The following is a 309-nucleotide window of genomic DNA, read 5'->3' as shown; positions in this document are numbered from 1 at the left end:
GAAAGAAGGTGAGGGTTTTGAGTTCAAAGGCAAAGCAGTTACCGACAAAGCCTACATTGGCGAAGGTACGGCTTTAGCACTAAGAAAGCAGGATTCAAAACTGGCGAAACAATTCAATGCCGCGATTGAAGAGATTAGAGCAAATGGCACCTATGATAAGATCGCAGCGAAGTACTTCACATTTGATATCTATGGCGCTGATTTGTAATTCGCCTAGCATCTGAAAGTAGAACACCAAAAACATCCGAAGGCTGTGAGGCTCTCGGATTTTTATTGGCTCCAAAAGACCATTGTTTAAGTGTTTAAGTG

The 309-nt window shown here is 42.4% G+C and carries 1 protein-coding gene; it reads left to right on the top strand.

Annotation, left to right across the window (positions count from 1 at the left end; all coding sequences use genetic code 11):
* Positions 1–208, top strand: a 208-nt coding sequence (locus AB4653_RS27095; RefSeq protein ID WP_372105782.1) for a transporter substrate-binding domain-containing protein, incomplete at its 5' end; no start/stop codon positions are given.
* Positions 209–309: the final 101 nt, after the last annotated feature.

The sequence above is a fragment of the Vibrio sp. 10N.222.48.A3 genome (assembly GCF_041475345.1).
Classification (GTDB): Bacteria; Pseudomonadota; Gammaproteobacteria; order Enterobacterales; family Vibrionaceae; genus Vibrio; species Vibrio tasmaniensis_A.
Note: the sequence above shows the minus strand (reverse complement) of the source record. Positions and strands in the feature narration are given on the sequence as shown.